18 protein-coding genes are annotated in these 23676 nt (G+C 38.8%); 8 read left to right on the top strand and 10 right to left on the bottom strand.

Annotated features, from left to right (window positions below; all coding sequences use genetic code 11):
* From CALSC_RS27440 to CALSC_RS12750, 6 genes are all read left to right on the top strand, one after another.
* Positions 1-286 (top strand): hypothetical protein (locus CALSC_RS27440; protein WP_235006777.1); only part of this gene is annotated, 286 nt, incomplete at its 5' end.
* A 26-nt stretch (positions 287-312) separates the two neighbouring features.
* Positions 313-480 carry a hypothetical protein gene (locus CALSC_RS26455; RefSeq protein ID WP_159460610.1) on the top strand — a complete coding sequence of 56 codons (168 nt, stop codon included), beginning with the start codon at positions 313-315 and terminating at the stop codon, positions 478-480.
* 21 nt (positions 481-501) lie between these two features.
* Positions 502-1386, top strand: coding sequence for a glycosyltransferase family 2 protein (locus CALSC_RS12765; RefSeq protein WP_088241720.1), 885 nt, complete (start codon positions 502-504; stop codon positions 1384-1386).
* A 45-nt stretch (positions 1387-1431) separates the two neighbouring features.
* A complete protein-coding gene (locus tag CALSC_RS12760) occupies positions 1432-2691 on the top strand; it encodes a glycosyltransferase family 4 protein (RefSeq protein WP_327331386.1) in 1260 nt (419 codons plus the stop codon).
* Between the two features lie 197 nt (positions 2692-2888).
* Positions 2889-4175 (top strand): hypothetical protein, encoded by a 1287-nt coding sequence (locus CALSC_RS12755; RefSeq protein ID WP_088241719.1) that lies wholly within the window; start codon positions 2889-2891, stop codon positions 4173-4175.
* 353 nt (positions 4176-4528) lie between these two features.
* On the top strand, positions 4529-5689 hold the full coding sequence (locus CALSC_RS12750) for a glycosyltransferase family 4 protein (protein ID WP_088241718.1): 1161 nt from the start codon (positions 4529-4531) through the stop codon (positions 5687-5689).
* Between the two features lie 343 nt (positions 5690-6032).
* Here CALSC_RS12750 and CALSC_RS12745 read toward each other — a convergent pair whose 3' ends face one another.
* Positions 6033-6413 (bottom strand): hypothetical protein, encoded by a 381-nt coding sequence (locus CALSC_RS12745; RefSeq protein ID WP_235006776.1) that lies wholly within the window; start codon positions 6411-6413, stop codon positions 6033-6035.
* A 440-nt stretch (positions 6414-6853) separates the two neighbouring features.
* Positions 6854-7453 carry a chromophore lyase CpcT/CpeT gene (locus CALSC_RS12740; protein ID WP_088241717.1) on the bottom strand — a complete coding sequence of 200 codons (600 nt, stop codon included), beginning with the start codon at positions 7451-7453 and terminating at the stop codon, positions 6854-6856.
* Positions 7454-7660: 207 nt separating this feature from the next.
* Between CALSC_RS12740 and CALSC_RS12735 the strand changes: the two genes are divergently transcribed.
* A complete protein-coding gene (locus tag CALSC_RS12735; RefSeq protein ID WP_088241716.1) occupies positions 7661-8890 on the top strand; it encodes a tetratricopeptide repeat protein in 1230 nt (409 codons plus the stop codon).
* Positions 8891-8899: 9 nt separating this feature from the next.
* Here the strand turns inward: CALSC_RS12735 and CALSC_RS12730 are convergent, their stop codons facing one another.
* Entirely contained in the window at positions 8900-11740 is a 2841-nt protein-coding gene (locus tag CALSC_RS12730) for a sensor histidine kinase (RefSeq protein WP_088241715.1), read from the bottom strand.
* Positions 11741-12037: 297 nt separating this feature from the next.
* On the opposite strand from CALSC_RS12730, the gene CALSC_RS12725 reads away from it, so the two are divergent.
* Positions 12038-13477 carry a serine/threonine-protein kinase gene (locus CALSC_RS12725; RefSeq protein WP_235006775.1) on the top strand — a complete coding sequence of 480 codons (1440 nt, stop codon included), beginning with the start codon at positions 12038-12040 and terminating at the stop codon, positions 13475-13477.
* Between the two features lie 43 nt (positions 13478-13520).
* Here the strand turns inward: CALSC_RS12725 and CALSC_RS12720 are convergent, their stop codons facing one another.
* From CALSC_RS12720 to CALSC_RS12690, 7 genes are all read right to left on the bottom strand, one after another.
* Positions 13521-14669, bottom strand: a complete 1149-nt coding sequence (locus CALSC_RS12720; protein WP_088241713.1) for a S1 family peptidase — start codon at positions 14667-14669, stop codon at positions 13521-13523.
* Positions 14670-14778: 109 nt separating this feature from the next.
* Positions 14779-16401 carry a WD40 domain-containing protein gene (locus tag CALSC_RS12715; RefSeq protein ID WP_088241712.1) on the bottom strand — a complete coding sequence of 541 codons (1623 nt, stop codon included), beginning with the start codon at positions 16399-16401 and terminating at the stop codon, positions 14779-14781.
* A gap of 14 nt (positions 16402-16415) precedes the next feature.
* The gene (locus tag CALSC_RS12710) at positions 16416-17444 is read right to left on the bottom strand and encodes a S1 family peptidase (RefSeq protein ID WP_088241723.1); all 1029 of its coding nucleotides are present in this window, start codon (positions 17442-17444) and stop codon (positions 16416-16418) included.
* Between the two features lie 44 nt (positions 17445-17488).
* Complete coding sequence (locus CALSC_RS12705) at positions 17489-18007, bottom strand: COP23 domain-containing protein (protein WP_088241711.1); 519 nt, start codon at positions 18005-18007, stop codon at positions 17489-17491.
* Positions 18008-18235: 228 nt separating this feature from the next.
* On the bottom strand, positions 18236-19585 hold the full coding sequence (locus tag CALSC_RS12700; protein WP_088241710.1) for an alkaline phosphatase: 1350 nt from the start codon (positions 19583-19585) through the stop codon (positions 18236-18238).
* 165 nt (positions 19586-19750) lie between these two features.
* Positions 19751-21202 (bottom strand): 1-acyl-sn-glycerol-3-phosphate acyltransferase, encoded by a 1452-nt coding sequence (locus tag CALSC_RS12695; RefSeq protein ID WP_235006774.1) that lies wholly within the window; start codon positions 21200-21202, stop codon positions 19751-19753.
* Between the two features lie 484 nt (positions 21203-21686).
* Positions 21687-23676, bottom strand: a 1990-nt coding sequence (locus tag CALSC_RS12690) for an SUMF1/EgtB/PvdO family nonheme iron enzyme (RefSeq protein WP_143288241.1), incomplete at its 5' end; no start/stop codon positions are given.

Genomic DNA, 23676 nt, shown 5'->3' with positions numbered 1-23676 from the left:
ATGCGCTCGTCATAATGCTCGTAAATTAAGACAACCTGAACCATATTTGGAAGATTATACCAATGATAATAAATTGATTAGTTTTTCTCACAGAGTATTGATTATAAGTAAGTTCTACTACAGAACGGCTGGTTTACTAATAGCCGATAAAAAATATCTAAGAGGAATCTTATATTTATTATTATCTATCGTAATAAAACCTTCCTATACAGTTCCACGTCTGTGGAAACAGAAATTTTCTCAAAAATTAAAAGCTGATACTGCAACTTTATATTTTCCTAATTAGTACAATACTTTTTCTGAATTACTACAATGAAACTACCTCCAATTAATTTCTGTAATCGCGTTAATTTTATTCTAGGAAAAACTCTAGATAAAAAGGTTTTATATCTAGGTTATGCAGATTATAATTTTACAGAAAATCTAATACATCAAGGTGAATTACTACATCAGCAAATGTCTAAAGCTAAACATAGTTAATTATTATGACTAAGAACCATTATGAAAGAGTCCATATACATTATTATTCCTGTCCATAATCGCAAGCAAATAACTCTATTTTGCTTAGAAAACCTCCAAAAAATTGGAGATTTGGATCGCTATCATATTGTAATCATTGATGACGGTTCAACAGATGGAACAGCAGAAGCTATCCATTCTCAATACCCAGAAGCAACTGTTTTAGAAGGAAATGGCGATTTGTGGTGGACAGGGGCTATGGCTGTTGGAATGCAGTATGCTTGCGAACAAGGTGCAGAATACTTATTCTGGCTCAATGATGATTGTATTCCTGCAACAAATACCATATCGGGATTAGTGAAATTTATGCGAAATCATCCAGATACTATTGTTGCACCAGCTTGTGAAGTTAAGAACGGTAATTCATTCACTCGCATAACCAATGGTGCTAAAGGTCGTAAAGGACTTTTAGCCCAACCAGGAGAGATTGTATCTGTTGATGGAATGTCTGGTAGATGTGTCGGAATACCATCTAAAGTGATTCAAAAAATAGGGCTACCTGATGCTGTTAAGTTTCCTCACTATTCGGGCGATCATATGTATGTTTTGAAAGCTACTCGCTCGGGTTTCAAAGCTTATTTAGTAGGGGATTTCACAACTGCTATGTATGGAGAAGTATATGAAACTCTTAATCTCCATAAATACTTTCGTCCTGAGAGTACGCCTGTAACAACATTTAAAGCATTATTTTTCAATAAAAAGTCACCATATCGTCTTCCTACTCAATTTCTATATTTGACAGAAAAATATGGATATTTAGAAGGCATTTTTCTTTTTATATTGAAATTTATTTCATGGTCATGGCTTTGGCTAGGTTTTCAGTTTGGTTTATCAATGAAACAGATATTTGGAAGAGAAGGAATATAAGCAAAATCATTGATAAAAAATCAAATAATTATATGTCGTAAAATTATGAAAAGCTTGAAAGTACTTATCTCTGCTTATGCTTGTAAACCGAATGAAGGTTCAGAACCGGGAGTCGGTTGGAATACAATTCGAGAAATAGTGAAATATCATCAAGTATGGGTACTTACAAGATTAGATAACCAGTCAGTAATCGAAGCAGAATTAGAACAAAATCCCATACCAAATCTTCATTTTATCTATTGTCAGCTTCCTTTTTGGGCAAAATCCTGGAAATCTACCAGACCTCATCATTACTACTTATGGCAGATATATGCATATTTTGTTGCTCGTAAATTAAATACTCAAGTAGGTTTGGATGTAGCACATCACGTAACCTATGTGAGGTACTGGTCACCTAGTTTCCTCTCATTTTTACCAATTCCTTTTATTTGGGGACCTGTTGGAGGTGGAGAAGCTTTACCCAAAGGGTTTATAAAAGATTTTAGTTTGCGTGGAAAGATATACGAAACTTTGCGATATATCGCACATATAATTGGTGAACATGACCCTTTCACACGTCTTACGGCAAAAAAAAGCACTATAGTTAGGGCTGTAAGTCATGATACGGCTAATCGACTATATAATATTGGTGTAAAAAAACTGGAAGTTTATTCTGCTCTAGGTTTAACACAGCAGGAAATTGATAGTTTGAATGAATTTCCCATACCAAAAAATAATCCCATCAAATTTATTACTATAGGAAAATTACTTAACCTTAAGGGTTTGCATCTAAGTATAAAAGCTTTTGCAAAAGCAAACTTGGATAAAAATATAGAGTATTGGATTGTTGGTGATGGTCCAGAACGGAAACGACTGCAAGATCTGGCTGAAAAACTTAATGTTGCTCAAAGGGTTAAATTTTTTGGTAAATTACCTCGTCCTGAAACTTTAAGTAAGCTCAAAGACTGTCATATCATGATTTTCCCTAGTTTACACGATTCGGGGGGATTAGCGTGCGTGGAATCTATGGCTGCTGGTCGTCCAGTAATTTGTTTAGATTGGGGAGGTCCTGCTGTAAATGTTTCAGATAAAGCAGGTTTAAAGATACCTGTCAAAAATCCAGAACAAGTTATAGATGAAATATCTAAAGCAATGGTTAATTTCGCTGAAGATTCAGAACTTAGAATGGGTATGGGAGAAGCAGGAAAGTCATTAGTAAATAAATCTTATAGCTGGAAAATTAAAGGAGAGAAATTAGCTCAACTTTACCAACAAATTTGTTCTGAAGAAGCATCAGAAGTATTGTCTCCAGGACTTACGCAATGAGAATTCATTATACCAATTCTGTGTAGTCCCCCATAAGCTAAAACCTGGGGCTATACTTACAAAGCTGTACAAGCTAAATTAAGTGCATCTTCATAAAGAAATGGTATTAGTAACTACTTCATATAATTGAGAAAAATGAACTTACAAGCTAATTACATTATTCAAAAAAAAAAGAAGTTAGAAGTTCTACTCTTTTATTGATATCTTATGCATCTACTTTCTTTTCTAGAACTTTACAGTCTATCGGAATACCATCTGTAATTAACTTTATTCATTTTCTGATTATCCCTATTGCTTTTCTAATTGCCATTTGTAATACAAAAACCAAAAATCATGAACAAATTAGGATTTCCAATCAATTACTATTTGGGTTAGTTTTATTATTAACTACTAGCGTTGCTAGTGCTTTACTTAATAAAGCTGGTTTTATAAATATAATACTTAATTTTCTACTATGGGCTGAACCATTCATGTTGCTTTTGGGTTTAATTAGCTTGTCTATGCCTCCAAAAAATATTTATATTTTACGCTCTTGGGTTGTGTATTTTAATATATTTAATCTGTTACTTGCATTCTTCCAGTGTTTTGCTTTAGGATTATCTGGAGACTATATGCAAGGAGTTTTTTTTAAATCAGGAGCTGGACATGTTGTAGGTTCGGCTGTAACATTGAGTTTCAGCTTTTATTATTTAGCTAGCTTCAAAAATAATTCAAAATGGGTCAGGAATTTAATTTTGTTTGGTAGCTTTGCACACTTATTATTGGCTGATACTAAACAAGTTCTTGCAACATTTGTAATAGGGTTTGCTATTATGTTTCTCACCAAATTAGAGAAACCTATTACAACCTTAGCTTATATAATAGGTTTTATTTTATTAGTTATTATTTTTTTATGGGCTGTTCAAAATGTTGATGCTTTATATCCCTACAAAAGTTGGATTAATAGATCAGAACTATATGGTTTAGAGGGTGATGCAACACAATTTAAAATAGATGGAATTCGGATGGTTCTTGCTAACTATAATTCTCCTATTCATTGGTTCCTCGGGCTAGGGCCTGGTCATACTTTAGATCGCTTTGCTGGAATGTTAGGTGAATATAGCTCTCTTTTGAAACCTTTAGGAGCAACGACAACTCCAGTTTCTGAACAGATTTGGCCTTATGCTATTAACCATTATCTTGGTCCAGCTAGAGGTACAAGTTTTTTTGCTCCAGTTTTTGGTTGGGCTGCCATTTGGGGGGATTTAGGTTTTATTGGGTTATTGGTCTATTTGTACATTTGTTCGATTATATGGCGTAGAATTTGTGTCGATGATGTATCTAAACTATTAATGCTTTCTGCTGGAATTCATGGATTTATCTTTACTCAAATGCAAGAACCTGGATATATGCTTTCTATTGCTGTTTTTATTGGCTTACGGTGGCATGAGAAGCAGCTTTTACTTAAAAATATGCGAAAAGAAAAATTAGAGTATATAGCTTAATACTTTTGCAGATAAATCAATAATTAATGAGAGGTAATTACAATGTTTTCTCAATTTATTTATAGTCATAAATTACGCAATTGTCACAATTTTATAAGTCTTATTACTACGTTCAAATATTTTCCCATCTCACGCACCCTATACCAAAAAATATGCCTGTTGCGTAAGTTATATGTTTGTTGTGAAATCAATTATAATAAACTCAATGCTTTGGGTAATAAAGCAGATCATATTTTCGATGTATTTAATTATTGGAATTATAAAAGTTTTATATAGAACCATAAAAAGCTAGAGTTACTACCATAGTGCGAGCTGAAAGATAATGATGTAATTTTTATTTCCGAGGAATTAACATGAAAATTCTCAGCATACATAATTCCTATCAAATACGCGGTGGAGAAGACGAATCCCACGAGTCAGAACAGCGTATTCTCAGAGAACAAGGACATCAAGTAGATGTTTATGAAGAACATAACGATCGCATAAAACAATTAAACCCTGTTCAATTGGCAATTAAAACAGTTTGGTCAACACAAGCATATCAAATAGTTAAACAAAGGCTAAAGAATTCCAAGTATGATATTGTACATGTTCAAAATTTTTTCCCATTAATTTCTCCATCTATTTATTATGCAGCAAAAGACGAGGGAGTACCTGTAGTTCAAACTTTGCGAAATTATCGCTTACTGTGTCCAAATGCTCTATTCTTTCGTGAAGGAAAAGTCTGCGAAGATTGTGTAGGTAAATTTATTCCCTATCCCGGTATTCAGCATGGTTGTTATCGTGAAAATCGACTTGCAAGTGCAGCTACCGCGTCAATGATTACAATACACCGGGCTATGAATACTTGGGAAAAAATGGTTGATAAATATATCACCTTAACAGAATTTTCCCGACAGAAATTTATTCAAGGGGGATTACCTGCTGAAAAAATAGTAGTTAAGCCTAACTTTGTTCATCCCGATCCAGGTATTAGTGAAAGTATTGGCGACTATGCTTTATATGTAGGACGCTTATCTGTGGAGAAGGGTTTAGATACTCTTTTATCTGCTTGGGAACTTCTGCGTCATCCAATCCCTCTAAAAATAGTCGGAGATGGACCACTTGCACAGCAGGTAAAAGAAATAGCAACAAAAATTCCCCAAGTAGAATGGTTAGGACGTAAACCAATAGCAGAAGTACATCGCTTGATGGGAGAAGCAATGTTTTTAGTTTTTCCCTCAAAATGGTATGAAACCTTTGGTAGAGTAGCAATTGAAGCATTTGCAAAAGGAACACCAGTAATTGCAGCGAATATTGGTGCGATCGCAGAATTAGTCGATCCTGGTCGTACTGGGTTACATTTTTGTCCAGATAATGATCAAGATTTAGCAGAAAAAGTAGAGTGGATAATATCTCATCCGACACAACTTATAAAAATGCGTCAGGAAGCAAGAACAGAGTTTGAAAGCAAGTATACTGCCAAAAATAATTATCAACAACTTTTGGCAATTTATACTCAAGCAAAAAATTGATATATAGAAATTAATTATGGAAATTTTAGATAGAATTACTCCTCAAATTTATAGAGTATAGCTATAGCCAGCCAAGTTAGGACGTTTTTCAGTTGATAGTTGATAGTTGATAATTGAGAGTCCTTTAGTCAAACAATATTGTCCTAAACAATATGTCCATTGCTATAATTAAGCGAAACCGAAAGCTTAGAGATTTAGTATTTGCCATTTGGCAACTTTTACAAAAAACTAAACTATATTGTGGTGGCGTTCTTTATTAAACTTAAATGAATTTATACATCCACCAAAAAACATAAATTGTAATTACTAGGGATAGCTAGAAGCAAAAGTCCAAAATCCCGAATCAAATCCCATTATCTTCTACTAACCTCAATAATGCCATCCACATATCAGCAGGTTCAGAGTAGTAATCAATTTCTTCTACCTGGTAGCACCGAGTATGGGAACCATGACTTAATATAATATAGTCACCAGATTTAACACCTGAGCGCTGAGCAGTCATGTAGCCTTTTATGCCATCTTCTTTCACCTCAAATACGTAATCTTCCCCAGAAGTAAATTGTGTATAGTCATATACTTGGGCTTTTGTTTTTTTGGACTGGCTTACCAGTAAATTCAGCAAGGAATTCAAAATGTTATTCAGATTGATATTTAACTTGGTAGCAGGCATAATCTTTAAGGATAAAGGTTCTAAGACTGATAGAAAAATTATAATCCTAACCATAAGCTATAAATATATATAGTGGCAATGGATGAAGTTGAAATGCTTTGTTGAAATTTCTAGTTGTAGCGAGCTAAAAACATTGGTTAGATATAGCTATAGCCAGCTAAGTTAGGACGTTTTTCAGTTGATAGTTGTTAGTTGTTAGTTGGTGGTTGACAGTTTTTGAGTAGAACAATACTGTCAACCACCAATATTTCCATTGCTATAAAACTGCAAACAAGGCTTAAGTCAGCTACCACCGTGCAGTAAAGAGCGTCGGATATTAGTCCAAGAAGTCGCTGCAAGAATTTCTCCGCATCTACAAAAATACAGATTATTAGATACAGAAAGCAAAATTAGCTTTGTCAAGAATGGAACAAGGAATTGCTGCAGACAAAAGCTTTTCAATTCATCATTAATTTTCTGAAAGCCACATAATTCGATTGCTCGGGAATGCCTTACTATTCTCCTTCAAGCTGAACCTCATCCGCAAAACTGTGCCAACGGACAAAGTGAAACTCCCCAGCAATAGAACCCCATAAATGCTCGTCCGTTTCTAAATCTCTTCCCCTATCTAAACTCATAAATCTTTCAGCATCAATTTCAAATTCATTGTCAAGATAGGTTTTTTTCCCGTCACGAATTACAACACATCCCTTACCAGGTTCCACCCTTCCCTTAAAACTATTACCAGTCCATTCCACAAGCATATTACATCCCGGCATTTTTTCTAGGTCATCGGTGGTGATATTTTTTAACCGTTCCACCTCACGGGATGCACCATAAAATTTTTCTTTTTCTTTCAGGGTATAGTGTTCAATGACAATATTTTCCGCAGTGGGAATCAACTTCATGACTCGCAAACGGTAAGGTTGAGTCAGCATGTAGTCATAGGCTTGTTCCAGAAATAAACTGACCCCTGACAAGAATTCCCAAGGTAAAGGACGGATACACACCCGGATATGAGCATATAAAGGGGGATTATCAAAAGCTTGTTGTTGGTTACTAAAGTCAGCTGCCATCCAGCGAGCTAAAGTTTTAATATCCCTAGAATGAGTCATTAATTTCCCGAACAATCATCTGTCAATATTTTAGAGCTTGTTGGGACGGATTTTTCAGGATAATTTTTTATGGATTTACGTCTTGTTAGGGGAAGGAGGGAAGGAGTAGGGGTAGGTTTTCCCCACCTGGAGGGAAGGAGGTAAAGCATGAAAAAATGCTTACTAATAGATTTTGTATTTGACGATCGCAATTAAGGTAAATTACTGATGTTTAAATGGTTCAGATTAATAATTATTACCACAACTGTATTTTGTTTATTTGGTGGTTCTCTCACTTTAGGAGCGAAGAAAAAACCACAACAACCAGACAAGTTTCCTCCTAATCCTCTAGAAATTACTACTCCCGATCCCTTACTTCCTCGTTCTCCAGATAAACAACCTTTAAATGTGTTAGAAAAACGGCGCTTAGAAGCAGCACTGGATAAATTAAATCAAGAAGCGGCTGTAAAACTAAGAGCAGGAGATAAGGTAGGTGCTTTTGATATCTGGAATCGGGAATTACGGTTGCGGCGACATTTAGGTACATTAGTAGAAATCACAGCTCTTTCAAGGGTAGGTGCGATCGCTTATAATGAGAACAATCGCCAGCAGGTAATATACATTACCCAACGTTTACAAAAAATTCAACAACCCATAAAATCCCAAACACAGCCAGATTTAGAAATTTTACAGGCTCTAGGTCAAGCTTACCAACAAGTGCGATCGCCGGAATTTGCTTTAACAGCCTATGAGCAAATTTTGGTCACGGTAAGGCGGCGAAAAGATACTGCGAAAGAAGTAGAAACACTGACAACTATAGGAGAATTACATTTAAGTTGGTTTGATTATCCCAAAGCAGCAGCTACCTATGAGGAATTGTTGGTGTTGGCTAATTCTGATAACAATATTAATAGTCAAATCATCTACTTACAAAAGTTGGCTTCTATATATACCCAAGCTAAAGAATTTTCCAAGTCAATTCAGGCTAAAAACCAGTTAGTAGAAATTTATCGCCAAAATAATAATTTGGCTCTCATTCCTGGCTTAAAATTAGCGATCGCTTCTGAATATGAATCCCTCACCAAAGAAAATCCCGATTTAATTCAAGAGGCTTTTAAAAACTATCAAGAATCATACACCACTGCTTGGCAATTAGAGCAATATGCCCGTGCGGGTGATGCTTTACGGAAGTTAATTGCTCTTTACCGTGCTGCTGGACAAATTGAAGATGCTTTGCAAACCAGCCAAACTTTAATCCAGACTGAGCAGTTAGCCGCTAACTTTTATGGCTTGATGAATGCCTATGATCAAATAGGGCAAATCTATGTAGAACGTAAGGAATATGCAAAAGCGTTGAATGCTTTCCAACAAGGTTTAAAATTTGCCCAACAACTGAAACATGATGAAAATTATTTCAATCAACAAATTAAGAAAATATCTGAACTAATGGCGACGTAAGTGCTGATTTTATTGATTAGCTAAAGGTAACAACAAACTACTCATAATCCGATTATCTGCTAATTGATTAACTTGTAACTCTCCCCCCATCTTTTGGATCAATTGTTGACAAACAACAAGATTTAATGTCAAAGGTTGAGAAATATACTCACGATAAATAATATTGGCCATTTGATTATAATTTAAATCTGCTAATATTTGAGCGTCCATAGTTCCACTATCTGTAATTGATATTTCCAGTGTTCCTTCATCTAAGCGACGGCACCAAATATCAATTCTTCCTCCCATCTCAGAACGTTTACAAGCAGCCAGCAAAACTTGATAAACAACTAATTCTATTTTGACCATATCACCAGCAATAGCTAAAGAAGATTGAGAACGCTGAGAAAAATGGGTTTCAACATTTCGCTCGTGTGCTTGTGAGCCTAAACCATGTACCCCTACCCAAAGCTTTTGCTGTTGCAATAAATTATCCACTCTCTCCAGTGCTCGTTTTAACAAAGTAGCAACAGGTATTTTCTCATTGCTGATATGTAATTGCCAGTGTTCGTTTTGCAGTAATCTAGTTAAATTAGGCACACTGTAATCTAATTGCCTGATTATTGGTTGATAACGAATGTTTGTATATTCCCTGTCAGGAATATCTTTAATCTGATTTAATAGGTTAGTTACATTTCTTTGCACATCTTGCAAATATTGGTGTTTATACCAATTCAATTGTTGTAGTTCATCAGTTTGAGACTGAAGCATGGTAGTAGTTTGTAGCCATTGCTGGAACCAAGCTAATTGAGTAACTAGAACTTGTGCGGCTTCTATTGATAATTCAGACCATTGACGTTGGCAATGATCTGCAATCAATATGACTCCAGTTGGCTTTGCTTCTGTAGTATTACGGACTGGAAACAGTAAAATTTGACCAATATCACTACCTGTTAACCATTTCTTCGTCTCGTCAGGAATATCGTTAATAGTCAAACTGAGATAACTGTCTATTACCAATGCCCATTGAATTAAAGCTTCTGTAGAAATATGAACAGGATTACTAGTATCAATTTCGTACTTGCTACTAGTAATTACACTACTAGCAAATACTGCGATGTTATTTCCTGGTTCCCAAGATAGTAAAGAAACTAAGGGAGCTTTGAGAACCGAAGCAATTTGTTCGAGTATACTCTGTTCTAGATAGTATTCTTCTGCCTGATGTTCAGGATTTTGGGAAATTCCTAGCAGCTTGAGAGATGCTTGAAAACTATGTAAAATGTTCCTCTGCTGTTCATTTTGGCGGTCTAATTGTAACTGACGGACAATCACTCCTAGTTGTTGAGCAATGACTAACAGTAGTTCCTGTTCTTGGATACTCCAGGAACGCTGAGATTCGCTAACGACGAGTAAAATCGCTTCTGGCTTATGACCTTGATGACAATTGCTGATCAGTAGAGAACGGGCACCTGCATTGATTAATTCGGTATGCCAATTATAGAACCGCAAATCCTGTTCTAGATTTTCAATACTAATAGCTGTATTCGCTCTGTGTAATAAATGATTGTCAACTTCTTTGAGTGGCTCCAATACAAATCTCAATTGACGGCGATTATGGGGCTGATTTTGGTATAAAAATTGAAAGTTATTATCTTCTTCATTATATTGCAACAATAAAAACCGGGTAGCTGCTAGTCTTTCTAGAACCCTAACAGCACAATTGCGCAATACTTTCTCTAATTCTTGTTTGCTGTATATACCTTGAGCGATTTGACTCTTGAGGTCTGCATCTGCTTGAATTTGCTGAATAGAAGTTTCTATATTATCTAAAGGTGAAACTAGGGAAATTAAACCAGCAGCACCTTTGACAAAACTTTGTTCTGCTTCCGTCCAACTACGAGCTTGATGATTTTCTACTGACAAAAAACCAAGTAAATCTTTTTGCCAAATGATGGGTGCAGCCAGTATGCTTCGAGCCTTTAAACGATGTAATAATTGTTTGGTAAAATTGCTTTTGAGAGAGCTATGATTGTCTCCTACCCGGATAATTTGATTGATTGCTAAAGCGTAATAAAAATCGCTGAGTTCATCCAATTTAATGATGCCTAAAACCGGCTGGGTTTGGTGAAAACTAACTTTCCCCGGTTGATTACTTACCCGCAACCAGAAATAACGATCTTGCCTATCAAACCAATAAATATTAGTGCGAGTGGAGTTAATAAATTCATGGGTAGTATGGACAACAGTTTCTAGCCTGTGCTCTAAATTCTCTAAGGTTTGTAAACTTTCTAGGAGTCGCAATAATGATTTTTCTGGGCGCTTACTCTGCTGATATTGCCACTCAACCTCATGTTGATACAGCAATACTCCCAATTCACCCATTACCATCATTACTTTCGCTTTAGCTTCAGCAGCCAGTAAATAGCCCCAGCGATGGCTACCCAACATTACTATCCCTAAACAACGTTGTTTATGGCGCAGTGGCAAAACTATCGCCCCTTGAATCTTGTGCTTTTGTGCCAGTTCTTGCCATTTATCGGCACGTGATTCTGTCCGTAAATCCGCTACACCTATAGCATTTTGCTCTATGACTACTTGCTCTAATAAATTGCCAGGATTAAGTAACATCCTCTGTTTTGCAAAATTGCGATCGCCATCTGGAAGAATTCCATCTTTACCAATCAGGGTATGATTAAGGCGATCGTAGACAGAAATCCAAATCAGATTATAGTCATATTCGTGCTGGAAATATGTAATTATAGTGGCAATCAAAACGTCGAGGTTATCTTCGTCCCTCAAAGTTTGGAGAAAAGTCCCCAGAGATGTTATTGGCTGTTGTTCGGCGGCTTTGATTTTTTGTTCTTGCGCCATCTGATGACCTAATGGTTGAAAGTAGCTGGTTATTAGTTATTATTTAATATGCCCACAGCTACACTCAAATTCTTAAGTGATTAAACTGATATATTCGTTTATTCTCTAGTAATAATAATCACCTATTTTTATGAAGCTGATTTTCTCACATCAGCCTTTAACAGCAATGTTTTTGACTTGAAGATGTAATTCATTGGAGAACAAATATGGTTTATATTGCCAGCATATACCAATAAATTTTGGATACTTCCCAGCATCCCTCCTTCACTCTTCCCTCCCCATGACATAAAGTAATAAATGCAAGGATACACGGTGGATGGAATGGTGGGTAAAATAGTGGATGGACGGTATAAAATTGTCCAAAAAATAGGAAAAGGAGGTTTTGGTGTCACCTTCCTGGCTGAAGATATTAAACGTCCGGGGAATCCTCAATGTGTAGTGAAGCAGTTTCAACCTAGAAATGACGATCCAGTAACATTAAAAGTAGGGAAAATTCTCTTTGATAGGGAAGCACAAAACCTGGAAGAATTAGGCAATCACGACCAAATTCCCCGACTGTTGGCACACTTTGCAGAGAATCAACAGTTTTATTTAGTACAAGAGCTGATTGCTGGATATGACTTGACTCAAGAATTAGGTTCTGGGAAGCAATTGAGGGAAACTGAAGTCATTCAATTATTAAGGGATATTTTAGAAGTTTTAGCATTTATTCATAATCAAGGTCGTATTCACCGGGATATCAAGCCTTCTAATATTATGCGCCGTAATTCTGACGGCAAGATTGTATTAATTGATTTTGGTGCTGTCAAAGAAGTTGCGGCGATGGAAAGCAATCAGCAAGGACATACTACTATTACAAATTACATTGGTACTCCTGGTTATATGCCAAGCGAACAAGCCCAAGGGAAACCAAAATTTTGTAGTGATATTTATGCGGTGGGAATAATTGCCATTCAAGGGTTAACTGGTTTGCATTATCAGCAGATAATACCAGATGACAACACGGGAGAAATAATCTGGCAAAACAATGTCAATGTTAGTTCTAACCTGGCAAATGTGATTAATACAATGGTGCGTTATGACTTTCGGGAACGTTACCAGTCTGGGGAGGAAGCTTTGCAAGCTGTAATGGATTTGATTCCCAAGCCTCAGCCTCCACCTTCACCACCTTGGAAGGCTTTGGTAGGGGTGGTATTTGGGACTGGGTTAATTACGACGGGGATAATTTTTTATATATTTACATCAAGAAACTCTGTACCCAATTATTTACTTTATGAAAATCGTAATGATGGAATTAAAATAAAATATCCAGAAAACAGTTGGGATACACGAAAAACAGGGAATTTTATTGAAAGTGAGGTGGTTACATTATTTCCAAAAAATCAAAATATGCCTTCTTGCCCTGCATATGTTTTGATAGATGTTAATAATTTAGATCAAATTTTATCTTTAGATGAGTATAAAAATCGTGCTTTAAAAAATATTAAAAATATTAATTCCAATACTCAGATTACTGATAGTTCAAATTCAAGCACTACGTTGTCTAATAGGAGAGCTTATAAGTTGGTTTATAATCGCCGGGATGGGGAATGTAGTTTAAAAGTAATGGAGATTGGGACGGTAAGAGGTGGTAAGGCTTATTTTATTACCTATAGGGCGGAAGAGAAGCAATATTCTCAGTTGTTACCAACAGTGGAAAAGATGATTAATTCATTTAGAATTGTGGAAGATAATTAGTCAGGCTTGATATATTTAGAACATCAAAGAATAAGTTATCCCATTAATTTTTATTTGTTAGTGATGCCTGTGCCTCAAAAGTGCTGCCCAAAGTAATTGTGTAATTTCCAGAGTAAACCCTGCTTACACTTTCCACAGTCACTTGCATCAACAAGTCTTGGCGTACAGGAATTCTGATATTTTTTACTGTGGGTACTCCTCTAGCTGTACAAGCTAATTTAAACAATCTTCCATAACTCTTGAAATTTTCTTTGTTGAGGATTTTTACCGATACAGTTTGACATCCCGGTGAATTACCCATTGTATCCAGAGTCACTTTGAGTCGCCCTGGAGCAGATGTAAATGAATAGTATAATTCTAGTTTTTCATCAGTTGACCAACTACCATAAACTTTGTTGCTTGTTAGTGCAATGGCAGTTGATGGTGATGTGTTAGAAGGTATTTCTTCTGAATCAGGTTTAGAAATTCTGCCATTTTCTGATGCTTGAGGGGGAGACGGCGAAGTTAGTATTTGAGGGAATGTGATTCCTGGCACAAGCTTCACAACGGTATTAATGGGAATCGCCAAATAATCCGTTCCTGGGGAACCGGGACTAGTTATTGCTCTGCCATTAATCCCTACTAACCTCCCTTCCTCATCCAGCACCGGACCACCACTCATTCCCGGTCTAATTTCATTACTATACACCCAGCCATAACCATCTTTGGCAGAATTGAGGATGCGATTAATTACCCCAGTGGAAAAGTTGTAGCAGCGTGATTCTTGACAACTTCTACTAGGAGTCATCCAACCAGCAGCATGAACCGTTGTACCTTCTTTGATTTGCTTGGAGTCAGCTATTTTGGCGGGTTGGTAAGTTTGATTGCTATTGAATTGTAAGATGGCTAAATCAACCCCTGGTAAGCGGCGCATTTTCTTGGAGTTTACTTGGTAACGCTTACCATCTTGGGTTTGGATGGTGTAGGTTCCGGCGGTGTCTACAACGTGCCAATTGGTAACTACTGTGTAGGTGTTTCCTTGTTTCTTAACTATGACTCCGGTTCCCCCTGGTTTTGGTCCACTGATACGGACTGTAACCTGTCTGGCAATGTTGTTGACTTCCACTGCGGTTAATGCCACTGTCACCTGTGGGGAGATTACTGCAATGGTGGTGGCGATGATTGCTGTTGGGAGTTGGGAGGAGAATTTCATGATTATATTGGATGCATAAATATTATTTCTATGTGTGGGGTAGATGATACGGAAGTCTTAAAAAATTTATATGTATTTCAATTAGCTTGATATGATTTGCATATCAAATTTAGCGTTCAGAAACACGCCAGAGTTTGATGGTTTTGCCGTCACTCCCACTAGCTAAAGTCCTACCATCAGGACTGAAGGCAACACTGTTGACCCAACTGCTATGACCAGTGAGAGTTTGCAGTTCCTTACCTGTGGCGACATCCCAAATTTTGATTGTATTGTCCCAACTCCCAGAAGCTAGGGTTTTGCCATCAGGGCTGAATGTGACACTGGAGACCGAATTGCTATGACCAGAGAGGGTTTTGATTTGTTTGCCACTGGCTACATCCCAGATTTTTATGCTCTTGTCATCACTCCCAGAAGCTAAAGTCCTGCCATCGGGGCTAAAGGCGACACTCTGGACCGAATTGCTATGACCAGAGAGGGTTTTGATTTGTTTGCCACTGGCTACATCCCAGATTTTAATGCTGTTGTCCGAAATCCCAGAAGCTAAAGTCTTGCCATCGGGGCTAAAGGCGACACTGTAGACCGAATCACTATGACCAGAGAGGGTTTTGAGTTGTTTTCCACTACCTACATCCCAGATTTTGATGCTGTGGTCCGAACTCCCAGAAGCTAAAGTCCTGCCATCAGGGCTGAAGACCATGCTGTGGACCCAATAGCTATGACCAGAGAGAGATTTGAGTTGTTTGCCACTGCCTACATCCCAGATTTTGATGCTCTTGTCCGAACTCCCGGAAGCTAAAGTCCTGCCATCGGGGCTGAAGGCGACGCTGCTAACCAAATCGCTATGACCAGTGAGGGATTTGAGTTGTTTGCCACTGCCTACATCCCAGATTTTGATGGTTTTGTCCAAACTCCCAGAAGCTAAAGTCTTACCATCGGGGCTGAAGGCGACGCTGATAACCCAATAGCTATGACCAGTGAGGGTTTTAGCAAAGGTGAAGTTGGTTCCTGTTGGTGCTCGTGAAAGTGTAGCTATGGGAGTTGGTGATGGTGTAAAAGTTCTGGATGGAGGAGGGGTGATTGCTGAAGCTAGTTTCATATAAGTATTAATGGGAATTGCCACATATTCAACTGCTCCCGTTCCGGAATGAGTTTGGGATTGTCCATTAATCCCTACTACATGGCCCTCTTGATTCAATAATGGACCTCCACTCATTCCTGGTTTGGTAATATTGGTATAGCTTAATGTATAGCCACCTATAGCACTAGACAACCTCTCAGAAAGTTGCCCACCCCGAAATTTCCAACAGCGCCGTGCACAGCGTTTATCGGGATTTGCCCAACCTGCGACATAAACTTTAGTATCTATACTCAACTGGTCAGAATTGCCCCTTGTTGCAACACGGTAATTTTGGTTACTAGTAAATGTGAACTCTGCTAAATCTGCCCCTATTAAACGTTTAACTTGCGTAGAGCTAAATTGGTAACGTCTACCATCCAGAGTTTGGACTGTATAATTTCCTTTTTCTACTACATGCCAATTAGTGAGAACTGTGTAAGTATTACCTTGTTGGTTAACAATTATCCCTGTTCCGCGTTTTGCTCCATCGATGCGAACTGTAACTTGTTTAGCAATGTCTTCAACTTCCGCTCCAGTTAACGCCATTGCGACTTGATGCAAAACCATAACGTTGGTTGCTAGGAGTATTACAGGTATTCCATAAGCAAACTTCATTGTTCATCCTTGATTTAGCTATGATTCATCACTGAACCCAATTTACCACCTAGGATTGAAATCCCAGGCTGATAGGCGAAGTCTGATAAATCACACTGGGAAAGCTTTTCAGCGGGTTTTAACCTACTTCCTCTATTAGCCTGAAAATTGATTTCCAGGTAGTTTGTTGGAATAACAGATTTCCTCTGAACATCTTTCAACACACCCAATCGCGGAAACTGCTGAAACACCCTTTTCACAGGAACCGCAAAACTAGACCTAGTAATCTTTTCCTGCAAAGGCTGACTCGGCTCAGTCCCATCCTCATACAAATCCGCACCATCCCACAAAGGCTCCTTATGTAACCCATTAATCCCCACCACCTCACCGCGAATATTCAGCAGTGGTGCGCCACTCATCCCCCTACGAATATCATTGGTATAACCGATTTGATAACCTCCTTTTAAAGCCTTCTCCAGCAACAACGAAACTTCCCCCGTGGTAAATACCAAACCCCTTTGCTGTTTTACAACGGAAGAACCCGAAAGACGCAAACGCCAAGAATTTTTCTGATTTTCTTTCCCCTTTTTCGGCAACTTAGTCTCAGCATTTGCAGTAAATCCACCCACAAACACCTTATCCCCTACCCCCAAAGTAGATGAATCCCTGATATTTGCTACTGCATACACCGTATCAGCACTGCGAAACTGCAATAAACCCAAATCATTACCATCCAATTTCACAGTTTCAATCACAGTAGCTTGGTAAATACGCCCATCAGCAGTTTGAATGCGATAAGGAGATTTAGCTGCCCGGAGTACGTGAGCATTGGTAACTACTGTATAAATCTGCCCTGACTTTTTCAGTAAAGTCCCAGAGCCGATAAAATCCCTTGACAAAATTTTGACAGTAATAGAATTAGCTATCTGTCGTATTTGTCCAACTGAAAGTTGATTTGATGACTGTGGTTTTGAGGATTGCTGACACTCATTTTGTTGACAAGTTTCCACAACAGTTTCTTGCCTCGGTTGCGCCAATGATATACCACCAAGACAAGTCAGCATAATTAATATGGGATAAATACCTTGCCTTAGCAATAAATGCCAATTCATTTACTATCTACAAGCTTATTAACATCAAGGTAGAATTCGCCATCCACATATTGAATAAATTCATCCCCACTAAGCTCAATAATTGTACCGTTAGCACCACGACGGAAATCAAGTATCTGTTGGATCACATAGCCAGGATCGCTTCCTTTTTGGAGAGTTACCAGCACATTATTGGCAGAACACCTACCACCCCGGCGATTAGAAATACACAACACCGGATAACCATTCACATTGTCTCTACCAGTAATGTAAAATCTGCCATTGTCATAGTAACGGCGAAATTTTGCCGAAACTATTTTACAGCGTTCTAGGGGAGATACATTAAAAGCATTACTAGACCAACGAATAAATCGCTCTCTTCCCCGTGATGTCCTCACCCATGTGATCGGTACACCGTTGAGTTTGGCACAATAAAACTTGGAACGTCCGCCATAGCTAGGTTGAGCAAGGCTGGTAATAGTAATAAAACCTACAGTAATAGCTGTGGCTAATTGAGTAAATTTCCTGATGTTCATGGTCAGGTAAAGTGTTTACTGGTTAAAGATATCTGTATATATACAAGCTACGATATGATGCCACGTCTTTTCGGAAATTTACAATAAAGTTTAAAATATTGCTCCTTTAAGGGACTGACAATTTTTAAAGTATCCCATTTTTGTTTGTGGGATGGGCTTCTAGCCCGTCCATATCCGCAGGCAGGCAGGGATGCCTACCCCACAATACCCCACAATGGTTTACTGAATTTATTTTTTGGTGTTCCCTAACTCCTTATTAGCTGGTAAATCCTGACCAAACAAAGTGCCATACATTAACCGATAAATATCAGTATTATCCACAGTGGTAGGTAACTTATTTGCATTAATCCCATGTGCTTTCGCAACGATGGAGCCGGAATTATCTCCAAAACTTGTCCAACCCACAGCAAAGTTAAAACGCTTCCCTTGTTTATCGGGTGCGGATGTAAAGGGGATAGTTTTGGTTCCTTGCTTACCATCCCACGGGGAACCATTTCTACTTCTAGCTGGGACTGGGGAAGGTAAATTAATATCCCCCACCACTTCCAAACCTCCAGCATCACTATCTGCGGCTGTCACCAACAACGTGTTGGGTGTTTTTTGGATAAATTTCATCGCTACCCCAACCGCATCATCAGCCCGTTTTACAGCTTCGATGCAACCCACGGCATTATTATAATTACAGAAATTATCGCTCCCTTCTTCCTCTAACACCACAAAGAAACCTTGGGGATTTTGCGAGACTATTTTTAACGCCGCATCCAGCATTTCACTGACTGTGGGGGCATTAGGTACATATAAAGGTAAATTTTCCTTGGTTAAATTTTCTTCCGAATTATCATTATAAGTATTCAAAGCAGCGAAAATTCCCAGTACTTTTTTGGTGTTAGCTGGTAGCTTGAGCAACTCATCACGGGTATAAACCACTGTATAACCCTTACTCTTTGCTAGCTCAATTAAATTCACTCCATCTGTACGTTGAGTTTGTTTTGCAGTGGCGTGTCTCCCAGCAGTACCCCTGGGTAAGTAAAATATTTCTCCACCCCCCAAAATCACATCTACCCCAGATTCAACAATTTGTTTGGTGATTTCGGCAAATTGACGGCGACTTCGCGTTTTAGCCACAAATGCACCAGTCCCTGGTTCGGGAATAACTCCAGAGTTAATAATTGCCGTTCCTTTACGAGCAGCTATGGCTTCTTCCATAATTGTCTGGGGTTTTCCAGAAGCCGCCACAATTGGTTTACCATTTGCATCTAAACCAAAAGAATCTGCATTTACCTTTACCCCAGTGGCGTGGATAACTGCACCACCGTTGGAAGTAGCAGTGAGTTGATTTTTCATGTGTCCCAAGTAGACACCCAAGTGAGACATTCTATCCCAATTTAGCCATCCATCGGGACCATAGTGGAGCATCCGCGCTGCACCCCAATGGGATGGGCTAGTACCATCGGGATGAATAAAGATCACGTTTCCTGATTGAGAATTATTTGCTGTGGATGGAGAGGTACAACCGAGTAAAGATGTACTGCAAATAACTGCTAGTCCGAAAATATATGGTTTCAATTGCGGTATCATTTTTTGTTGTTATTGAGGATATACGGGCAGGGAGTAGGGAGTAGGGAGTAGGGAGTAGGGAGTAGGGGGCAGGGAGCAGGGAGCAGGGGGCAGGAGGACGAAAAAATTATACTCAGATATCAGATAATTGATGGTGGAAATTATTTTTCATTCAGTCTCTACTCTTCAAGAATAAATCATGCCCTCCAACGCAATTTGCAACTCGGCTGTCAAATCAGTCACAGCTTGTTTCATCGCTTGACGATGTTCCTTGGGAGAATCTCGTTGACAATTTAACCAATATTCAGTCACAGAAATGGGTGTACCGATTGTTAACTGAGACTTGCGCCAACCCAAACGGGGACGACGGGGAACTTTTATCCCTTTAATACGAGCGATCGCATCGAATATAATCAGTGTGGTTTCAGCGAATCTTTCTGGGGAGGGTTTTTCTAGCACATAATTCTTTGTCACTGCTACAAAGCTTTCTACTAAACGCATATGTCGCATTCGTATAGTTGATTCATGAGCCATCCAGTCTGCTAACCCTCGCTCAAATGCAGATAAGGTTTGAATATCAGCAATATCTCGGCGATAAATGCGATTCCAACCAGTTTCTTCGATGCGGCGACAGCGATCTATGATAGTTCCTAGGGATGGGATATGAAAATATTGTTCGCACACCTGTAAGGCTTGTTCTAACAACCGATGCAAGCGAATTACTAAAGCTTCTTCCGCAATTTCTCCTGAATGGCTATCCGGGAATTGGCAATTATAGAAATGACCATAAAACCCTTCCATCTGGGTAATTACATAATTACTCAAGTCCAACAGCCGTTGATAGAAAATATCTTCATGTATCTCATCCGCAGACTTGCCAATTCTCTGCACTGGTAAACCGCAATCCGCTTCTAATTTACTTAACAATCGGTCTAGATTTAACCAAATACTAGTTACGTAATAATACTTAATGCTAATAGGAACAATAAAAACTTCCTTATCACGATTAGCTTTTTGTAAATCCTCTGCACACCAAATACCCAATTGAGCAGTACCCGGTTCTAAGGGGCTGACAACTTCACTATGACCATTAGTTGCTCCCTCTGGGGCGATGAGCATGGGCATTTTGCCATTAACCAACAAATCCCTTAATGTGCGAATCACCTCTCGGTCTAATCGCTTACTTCTATATACAGAAATACCTCCTAAACCAGAGAAAACCCAACCCAGCCATTTCCCCGCCCACATGGTCATACCCCGGTCATACATAAAATGGCTATAGAAGGGATATTGCAAGGAAATATCAAGCTTACGGGCAGTTCTGGGTAGAGTCCGAGTGAATAGGTACATCAGACTTAAGGGATCGTCTACCTCAACGTGACGAAAGGCAAGCAATAAGCGATTTTTCCCTGCTTGGAATTGTTGATAAAATTTTGCCAATGTTTCACCATTAGTAACCTTCACTTCGGCAATCCCCGCAGGTAACCAAGGTCGAAGGCGAAAGCGAAGTAAAATCGGTAACACTAATACTGCCAATCGTAGGATTAAGGGATTGACACGTTGGGGGATAAATTCTAGCTTTGGTTGGGCGCGATACTCTGGGGGAGTGACTAGGCGATGGTGGCTGATGTTAAACAATTTGGGATGATTTGAATAGGAGGCAGGGGGCAGGGGGCAGGGGGCAGGGAGCAGGGAGCAAAGGGCAGGGGGCAGAAGGAGCAAGAGTTTTAGCCATTAATTAATACCAAATTAATATGCGACTTAAATGGGTAGCAGCTTACTGTTTCATGCCTAACCATGTTAGCCCTCATCAAGCTTCAATTTAACAAGTTTAATGGTAAATTAGCTCAAACTGTCCGAAATGACTACTTATTACAACTTATTTTCCTGATATCTGCTCCAAATATGCAGCTCTCTCAAATGGTTTATTTGTGCCGACTTACTTGATGCCAATTCAAATAATGTTTGCAACACATAAATTATTCGTAAGGGCACGGCACCAGTTAAGATACTTTTATATATTGAAATATTGTGGATGCCGTGCCCCTACCCATCTGTCGCATTCTTTTTTCAAAATGGTATAACCACTCCTCCCTTACCTGGACAAAAGTATAAAGGGCTACTAAAGAATCCTCCCGAACGCGCAGACCACACGAAAACCGAGATCGCTGTCGATGATGTCGCGCTCCGCCTTATAGAGATGGTTGCGGCACGCCGAGCGGCAGCCCTTAGGATAGTTGATCCAGGAGCCTCCCCGCAGCACAGCTCTACCAGTTTTTTGAAAAAGATTATCATCCTCATTATCAAACCAAGCATTGCCATCTGTGGGCGCAGCTTTATAATTACTGTGCCAATCATCAAGACACCATTCCCAAACGTTCCCGTGCATATCATATAGCCCAAAGGCATTGGCTACCTCAAAACTGCCCACGGGTGTTGTTTCTCCACGGTATTCTCCTTTGGAGCCAGCACCGTAAGTGTAGTTAGCATCATAATTTGCCAGTTTAGATGTAATTGTCTCACCAAAGTGAAAGGGTGTAGTTGTACCTGCACGACAAGCATATTCCCATTCTGCTTCACTGGGGAGGCGATATTCTTTTCCTGTGTGTTTCGATAATCTGGCGCAAAACTCAACTGCATCATACCAAGAGATTCGCTCTACGGGACAGTTCACGCTCTCTGGGAGGTCTTTAAACCTGCTAGGATTGGGTTTAAGGTCGCGTTCTACTTTCAAATTTTCACGAGATGCGATCGCTCGCCATTGTGCTTGGGTTATGGGATATTTGCCTATGAAGAAAGATGGAACTGTTACCTGGTGTTGGGGCTTTTCATCGTTATATCCTTCCCCTTCTGGCGAACCCATGATGAATGTATCACCAGGGATGAAGACCATTTCTAAGGTGATATCCTCACCCAAGTCTTCGTTAAAGTATTGGGCTTGCTTGGTTTCTAGTTCGACGATTTTACCGCGACTATTTACAGTGGCGGTTTCAAACTCAAAGGACTCTAGCTCATCACTTGCTTGTGCACAAGATTGGACATTTTGAAATTTTCCTCTAGAATCAAGAACAATCATCGCATTTCTAACTAAATCTTCTCCCTGCTGATCTTGATTTCTTTGAGCTGCTGCTAAAGCCAAATCCAATCTCACCAAAGGGTCTTGATTCGCTTCAATCCAACGCCAATAAGGACTTAATGAAGCTGTTATCCTCGCACTGCGACAAATTCCATCTGAACTCAATTCCTGCTCATAACCCCATTGCAGAAACAAGATTAAATTTGAGTTTTCTTGCAGAAGCAACTGCTGTCCTTTGTGATTCTCTCCATTCCCAAAAAGCTTGAGGACTCTATCACAGAAATTATCATGATAGAAATCCAAAACTTGAGGAGCAAGATAGTCAATTTTTCTTCCCTGCTGTAATTTACTTTCCGCGTAACTACGAGCAGGTTCGGGTAAAGTTACTCGCCAATCCGATGCAGTAGGGGATTTTTCCGCCATCGAAAACTTAAATAGTTCCAACAAAGCCTTATTCCCACTTCTACCCCAAATAGCCTTAGCTAAATCCCGGCTCAATCCACTGGGAAAAAAAGCTAATAAAGGAAATATATCTTGCCCTTCTACAGATAACATGGCAAAGGAACGTTCTAAAGTTATCCGCAAACTCCTTTCTTTTCTTTCTTCAGGAGAGTAATCACCCAGTATTTCTAATGGTTCAATATCCAATTCTTCACACAAATCTTTGATGGTAAATTGAGTTTCTACCATATAGGATGCTGCTAATTTAATGGGTAAGGGATAACCATCGAGAAATTGCACCAACCGATTAAAATTTTCTGCCAAATCATCATCGTCTCCCCATTGTGATTCTGATGGAGCATACTTTCTAAATATTTGTCTCGTTTCTGATGCTCCCATGCTGTAAACTTCTTGTTGATGGCAATAAAGAATATCTCTGACTAGAGAATCACGGGAGGTTAACAACAATCTGACATGGGGACATTGTTCTAAAAGAGAGTTCAAAAGTTCAATTAATTCATCGGCTTCTTTCTCAATCAATTTATCTAAATCATCGAGAATCAAAAACACTCGACTATTCCTTAATTCCCTTTCT

This window comes from Calothrix rhizosoleniae SC01, from assembly GCF_900185595.1.
Classification (GTDB): domain Bacteria; phylum Cyanobacteriota; class Cyanobacteriia; order Cyanobacteriales; family Nostocaceae; genus Calothrix_A; species Calothrix_A rhizosoleniae.
The sequence above is the reverse complement of the archived record's forward strand: the minus strand, read 5'-3'. Positions and strand labels throughout refer to the sequence as shown.